Origin of the sequence: Pseudokineococcus marinus, from assembly GCF_013004605.1 — a bacterium.
Taxonomy (GTDB): Bacteria; Actinomycetota; Actinomycetes; order Actinomycetales; family Quadrisphaeraceae; genus Pseudokineococcus; species Pseudokineococcus marinus.
In genome coordinates, this window is the sequence record NZ_JABEMA010000182.1 from 1 (window position 1) to 6,353 (window position 6,353).

At 77.4% G+C, this 6,353-nt stretch carries 6 protein-coding genes; 1 reads left to right on the plus strand and 5 read right to left on the minus strand.

The features are described from left to right. The 3 genes from HLB09_RS11425 to HLB09_RS11435 form a co-directional block, all read right to left on the minus strand. A partial coding sequence (locus HLB09_RS11425; RefSeq protein ID WP_246235174.1) for a [protein-PII] uridylyltransferase family protein occupies positions 1–927 on the minus strand: 927 nt, incomplete at its 3' end. Positions 928–1,139: 212 nt separating this feature from the next. Continuing rightward, on the minus strand, positions 1,140–1,478 hold the full coding sequence (locus tag HLB09_RS11430; protein WP_171203497.1) for a P-II family nitrogen regulator: 339 nt from the start codon (positions 1,476–1,478) through the stop codon (positions 1,140–1,142). Further along, positions 1,475–2,788, minus strand: a complete 1,314-nt coding sequence (locus tag HLB09_RS11435; protein ID WP_171203498.1) for an ammonium transporter — start codon at positions 2,786–2,788, stop codon at positions 1,475–1,477. The genes HLB09_RS11430 and HLB09_RS11435 overlap by 4 nt, the downstream gene beginning before the upstream one ends. Positions 2,789–3,056: 268 nt before the next feature. Between HLB09_RS11435 and HLB09_RS11440 the strand changes: the two genes are divergently transcribed. After that, positions 3,057–4,103 carry an acetamidase/formamidase family protein gene (locus HLB09_RS11440; RefSeq protein ID WP_171203499.1) on the plus strand — a complete coding sequence of 349 codons (1,047 nt, stop codon included), beginning with the start codon at positions 3,057–3,059 and terminating at the stop codon, positions 4,101–4,103. Between the two features lie 18 nt (positions 4,104–4,121). On the opposite strand, the gene HLB09_RS11445 is transcribed toward HLB09_RS11440, so the two are convergent. Next, the gene (locus HLB09_RS11445; RefSeq protein WP_171203500.1) at positions 4,122–5,342 is read right to left on the minus strand and encodes an ABC transporter permease; all 1,221 of its coding nucleotides are present in this window, start codon (positions 5,340–5,342) and stop codon (positions 4,122–4,124) included. Then, complete coding sequence (locus HLB09_RS11450; protein ID WP_171203501.1) at positions 5,339–6,241, minus strand: ABC transporter ATP-binding protein; 903 nt, start codon at positions 6,239–6,241, stop codon at positions 5,339–5,341. The genes HLB09_RS11445 and HLB09_RS11450 overlap by 4 nt, the downstream gene beginning before the upstream one ends. Positions 6,242–6,353: the final 112 nt, after the last annotated feature.

The window sequence follows — 6,353 nt, forward strand, 5'->3', positions numbered from 1 at the left end:
CGTGGTGGCGGCGCCGGTGGCGCGGCGCGCGGTGACGTCGAGGGACCACGCGAGGGCGCGCGCGGCCAGGGCCACCTCGGCCAGCAGCGCGTCGGCGTCCTCGAGGCCCATGGCGACGGCGACCGCGTCCTGCTCGTGCAGGAGCAGCCGCTCCCCCGGCCGCCCGGTGACGGCGTGCAGCGCGTCGCGGACGTCGAGCAGCCGCAGCCGGGCCTCGGCCGAGCTGCCGTGGGGGGCGTCGGCCAGCCAGCTCGCGACGATGGACCGCAGGACGACGGCGTCGCGCAGCCCGCCGCGGGCCTCCTTGAGGTCGCCCTCGAGGAGGTAGGCGAGCTCGCCGTGGGCGGACGCCCGCTCGGCGGCGGAGGCGAGCAGCCCGGGCAGGCGCTGGCGGGCGGCCCGCCGCCAGTCCTCGCGCAGCGCCTCGCGGGCGTGCAGCGCCATGGCCGCGTCCCCGGCCACGGGCCGCAGGTCGAGCAGGCCGACGGCCGCGGTGACGTCGTCGGCGGCGACCTGGCGGCAGTCCGCCACCGAGCGGACGGAGTGGTCCAGGCGCAGGCTCGCGTCCCACACGGGGTACCAGACCCGGTCGGCGACCTCCGCCAGCTGCTCGGGCGCCCAGGTGCGCCCGTCGTGGAGGAGCACGAGGTCGAGGTCGCTCGCCGGGCCGGCCTCCCGGCGGGCGTGGCTGCCGACGGCGACGAGGGCCACCCCGGTCGCGCCGGCGCGCGCGCCGACGGAGGCCGCGGCGCCCTCCCACACCTCCTCCAGCCAGCCGTCGACGAGGCCGGCGAGCCGCTCGCGGCGCGCAGGCCCCGCCGTGCGGTCGTCCAGGCCCGCGCGGACCGCGAGCGCGAGCCGCTCGGTCCGCAGGTCCCTGCGCCGCGGCCCGTCCGGTGCGGGCGTCGCGCTCCCGGTGGCTCCCATGGCCCCTCCGTCCCTGCCGGGCGCTCCCGCCCGTCGCTCGTCGTGCCTGGACCGTGGTGCCGCCCCCGCCGGCCCCGTGGGCGAGGAGCACGGTGCCGCACCGTGCGTGGTCGCCGTCACCCGGAGTGCTCGACCCCCGACGCGCCGACGGCGCGGGCCCGCGTCGTCCGCAGGCCCGCGCCGTCGGGTGGGGTGCCGCCGGGGGTGCCGCGCTACAGGGCGTCGACCCCGCGCTCCCCCGTGCGGACGCGGACCACGTCCTCGACCGGCACGACCCAGACCTTTCCGTCGCCGATGCGGCCGGTGGAGGCCGCGCTGACGACGGCGCCCACGACGTCGGCCCCGTCGACGTCGTCGACGACGACCTCGACGCGCACCTTCGGCACGAGGTCCACGGTGTACTCGGCCCCGCGGTAGACCTCGGTGTGGCCCCGCTGGCGGCCGTAGCCGCTGGCCTCGCTGACGGTCAGCCCCTGGACGCCGAAGGCCTCGAGGGCCGACTTCACGTCGTCGAGCTTGTGGGGCTTGATGACCGCGGTGATGAGCTTCACGCGGAGACCTCCTCGTCGGTGGTGCGGCGGTGGCTGACGGCCGAGCGGGGGCCGGCCCCGGAGCCGAAGGTGCCGAAGTCGTAGCCCGACTCGGCGTGCTCGGCCTGGTCGATCCCGCCCTCCTCGGCGGCCTCGTCGACGCGGAAGCCCATGGTGGCCTTCAGCACCGACGCGATGACGTAGGTGACCACGAAGGAGAAGAGGAGCACGGCGACCGCGCCGACGACCTGGCGCCAGAGCTGGTCGACGCCGCCGCCGAAGAGGAGGCCGTCGACGCCGGCCGGCGAGGTGGCCGTGCCGAAGATCCCGATGAGCACCGTGCCGACGATCCCGCCGACGAGGTGGACGCCGACGACGTCGAGCGAGTCGTCGTAGCCGAGCTTGTACTTGAGGCCGACCGCGAGGGCGCACAGCGCGCCGGCGATGGCGCCGATGAGCATGCCGCCGACGGGCGAGACGGCGTTGCACGCCGGGGTGATGGCCACGAGGCCCGCGACGATGCCGGAGGCCGCGCCGAGCGACGTCGGGTGCCCGTCGCGCAGGCGCTCCACGAGGAGCCACGCGAGGGCGGCGGCGCCGGTGGCGCACAGCGTGTTGACGAAGGCGACCGCCGCGGTGTTGCCGGCCGACAGCGCCGAGCCGGCGTTGAAGCCGAACCAGCCGAACCAGAGCAGCCCGGCGCCGAGCATGACGAGCGGGAGGTTGTGCGGGCGCATGGGCTCGCGGCCGAAGCCGCGGCGCTTGCCGATGACGAGGACCAGGGCGAGGGCCGCCGCGCCGGCGTTGATGTGGACGGCCGTGCCGCCGGCGAAGTCGAGCGCCGCCAGCTGGTTGGCGATCCAGCCGCCCGTGACGCCCTCGCCGTCGAAGGCGAAGACCCAGTGGGCGACGGGAAAGTAGACGATCGTCACCCAGATCGCCACGAAGACCATCCACGTGGAGAACTTGGTGCGGTCGGCGACGGCGCCGGAGATGAGGGCCACGGTGATGATGGCGAAGACCATCTGGAAGGCCACGAAGGCCATGACCGGGTAGGCGGCCTCCGGGTCCTCGGTCATCATCCCGGCCAGCCCGAAGAACTCCGTCGGGTCGCCGAGCAGGCCCAGCCCCACGTCGTCCCCGAAGGCGACGGAGTAGCCGTAGAGCACCCAGAGGACGCTCACGAGCGCCATGGCGCCGAAGCTCATCATCATCATGTTGAGGACGCTCTTCATGCGGACCATGCCGCCGTAGAAGAGCGCGAGGCCCGGGGTCATCAGCAGCACCAGCGCGGCGCTGGTGAGGATCCAGGCGGTGTCGCCGGTGTTCACTCGTCCTCCTGAGGTCGGGTGCCGGGCCCGCGAGGCGCGGGCCGGGGGCGGCGCCGGGCGGGCGCTGCGGGGACGAACATCCCGGTGGGCCGTTACGGGCCCCGCCGCGCCGTGTTACGGGCGCGTGTCGTCCGGGCCGCCCGCGTAAGACGTGCGTGAACGGGCGGGCCCGCCCCACGGCCCGGTCGCGGTCGGTGAGGGCTCGTCGCCCTCCGCGAAGGCCCGCGGCGCTGCGGCGCCGTGAGCGCCGCGGGCCTACCGTCCGGCCATGGCGCGCACCCACGTCGTCGAGCACTCGGGCGACCTCCTCCACGGACGCTTCGACGCGGACCTCCCACCCCGGCTCGAGGTGGCCAGCGGCGACGTGCTCGTGCTGCGGACCGTCGACGCCGGCTGGCACGCCGACGAGCAGCCCGACCTCCACGGCGACGGGCCCCTGCTGCTGCGCCCCGGCCGCGACGCCGGCCGCGACCCCGGCCACGCGCTCACGGGGCCCTTCGCCGTCGCGGGGGCGCAGCCGGGCGACGCGCTGGAGGTCCGGGTGCGCGAGCTCGTCCCCGGCCCGTGGGGCTGGACGCGCGCGGGGGGATGGTCGAGCTGGTGCAACGACGCCCTCGGCGTGGCGGACGCCGAGCCCGAGCTCCTGCGCTGGGCGCTGCAGGGCGCCCCGGGCGGCGACGGCTGGGCCGGGACGGCGACCGACCAGCACGGCGACGTCGTCGCGCTGCGGCCCTTCCTCGGCGTCGTCGGCACGTGCCCGGCGGGCCCCGGGCCGCACTCGACCGTGCCGCCGCGCCGCACCGGCGGGAACCTCGACTGCCGCGAGCTCGTGGCGGGCAGCAGCCTGCTGCTGCCCGTCGAGGTGCCCGGCGGGCTGCTGTCCGTCGGCGACGGCCACGCGGCCCAGGGCGACGGCGAGGTGTCGGGGCTGGCCGTCGAGTGCCCGATGGAGCGGGTCGTCCTCGAGGTCGTCCTCCACCCGGGCGCGGCGCCCCCGGCGCCGCGGGCGACCACCCCGGCGGGCGAGGTGCGCTTCGGCGTGGACGCCGACCTGCGCCGGGCGACGGCGGCGGCCCTCGAGGAGGTCCTCGAGCTGCTCGTGGTCCGCCACGGCCTGTCCCGCACGCGGGCGCTCGCGCTCGCCTCGACCGTCGTCGACCTGCGGGTGACGCAGGTCGTCAACGGCGTGCAGGGCGTCCACGCCCTGCTCCCGCCCGGACGCCTGCTCGCGGTGGGCGGCCGCCCCGTCGACGGGGAGCGGGGCGTGGGCGGGGAGCAGGGCCCGGACGCGGCGGAGGGCCCGGCCCCCTCCTGACCGCCCGCCGTCCGGGCGTCAGCCGCGCTCGCGCAGCAGCTCGCGCACCGAGGAGCGCCGGTCGGTCCGCAGCAGCGAGCGCTCGTAGAGCCGGGCGCCGACACGGACGAGGACGACGGCGGCGAGGAGCACGAGGCCCGCCGACACGAGCGGCTCCCACCAGGCGGCCTCGCCGGCGACCAGGCGCGTCGGCATGGCCACGGTCGAGGCCACGGGCACGTAGGACGCGAGCACGAGCACCCACCCGCTGCCGAAGATGCCGGCGTAGAAGGCGGCGAGGAGCGCCACGAGCAGCGGCGTCGTCGTCCCCTGCAGGTCCTCGGTGCGGGTGGCGACCGACCCGGCCACGGCCCACACGCAGGCCAGGGCGACGAAGCCGAGCACGAAGAAGACGACGAACCACAGGACGGGCGCGCCCACGGCGCCCAGCAGCTCGCCCTCCCCGGTGGCCGCGAGGCCGACCAGGACGACGCCGGCGAGGGCGGCGACCTGCGCCAGCGCCAGGGCGCCGTTGGCGACGACCTTGCCCAGCAGGAGCGAGCGCAGCGGCACCACGGCCGCGAGGATCTCGACGACGCGGCTCTGCTTCTCCTCCACGACGCTCTGGGCGATGGCCATGCCGAACTGGATCGCGACGAGGTAGAAGAGGAAGCCGAAGACGAGCGGCGCGAGCGTGGTCGCGACGGGGTCCGCCTCGGAGGGGTCGAGGAGCCGCTCCTCCACCGCCGCGCCGGACAGGAGCTCCTCCGGCGTCGTCCCCGCCGCGGCGGCGCTGCGCTCGAGGGCGTCGCCCTCGGCGGCGACCGGCACGAGCGTGGACAGCGACCCGGCCACCTCCTGGTCGCCGACGAGCTCGAGGCCGTCGCCGCCCGGCGCCGCCAGGAGCGCCGCGTCGGCGTCCCCCGCCGCGACGAGGGCCTCCGCGGCGCCCGCGTCGGGCGCCTCGACGACCTCGAGCTCGTCGTCCGGGCCGAGGAGCGCCCCCGTGGCGGCGGCGACGGCGGCGACCCGCTCGTCCCCCGCGACGACGGCGAGCTGCGTCGTGGACGTGCGGCCGCCGAGGACGGCCCCGAGGACGACGCCCGCCACGGCCAGGACGAGCAGCACGAGGAAGGAGCCGACGAAGACCTTGTCCCGCAGCTTGACGGCGACCTCGCGCTCGGCGACGACGCGCCAGGCGGCGCGACCGCCGGGGCGGCGGCCGGGGGCGGGGGCGGACGTGGTGGTGGGCGCGCTCATCGGACGACCTCCCGGAAGACCTCGGACAGGGACGGCTCGTCGGGGGCGAAGGCGCGGACGGGGCCGCGGCGCAGCGCCTCGGCGAGGACGCGCTGGTCGGCGCCCGGCTCGGCGGTGGTGAAGAGGGCGCGCGGGCCGTCGACGTCGAGGACGTCCACCCCGGCGACGTCGCGCAGCCACCCGAGGTCGCCGACGTCGCCGCCCGCACCGGGGCCCACCTCGAGGCGGGTGCGCGCGCCACCGCGGGCGCGGAGCTCGGGGACCGTGCCCGCCGCCACGCGCCGGCCCTGCGCGAGGACGACGACGTCGTCGCAGAGCCGCTCCACGAGGTCGAGCTGGTGGGAGGAGAAGAGGACGGGCACCCCGCGCCCGACCTCCTCGCGCAGCAGGGACGCCATGGCGTCGACCGCGAGCGGGTCGAGGCCGCTGAAGGGCTCGTCGAGGACGAGCGCGGAGGGGCCGTGGACCAGGGCCGCGGCGACCTGCACGCGCTGCTGGTTGCCCAGCGAGAGGCTGTCGAGGCGGTCGTCGGCGCGCCCGGCGAGGTCGAGGCGCTCCAGCAGCGAGCCGACCGACGCCCGGGCCTCCTGCGTCCCCAGGCCGTGGAGGCGGCCGAGGTGCACGAGCTGCTCGGCCACGCGCTGCTTGGGGTAGAGGCCGCGCTCCTCGGGCATGTAGCCCATGTCGCGCCGGTCGGCCGCCGTGACCGGGCGCCCGTCCCAGCAGACCTCCCCGGCCGAGGGCGCCAGCACGCCCAGCAGGATCCGCATGGTCGTCGTCTTGCCCGCGCCGTTGGCCCCCACGAAGCCCGTCATGCGCCCGGGGAGGACGTCGAGGTCCACCCCGTCGAGCACGACCGCGTCGCCGAACCGCCGGACCAGGCCCCGTGCCGAGAGCACCGCCCCGCCTCCTCCTCGTCGTCGTCCACGGGCCGCTCCCGGCCCGCGCCGCGACGCTAGGGCGCCCTGGCGCGGCGGCGCGTCCGCCGCGGGGACGACCCGCCGCTCCCCC

What these genes read in the sequence shown, in the direction of transcription:
- HLB09_RS11445 (WP_171203500.1), bottom strand. Translation starts at nt 5,342, where the DNA reads ATGAGCGCGCCCACCACCACGTCCGCCCCCGCCCCCGGCCGCCGCCCC.
- HLB09_RS11440 (WP_171203499.1), top strand. Translation starts at nt 3,057, where the DNA reads ATGGCGCGCACCCACGTCGTCGAGCACTCGGGCGACCTCCTCCACGGA.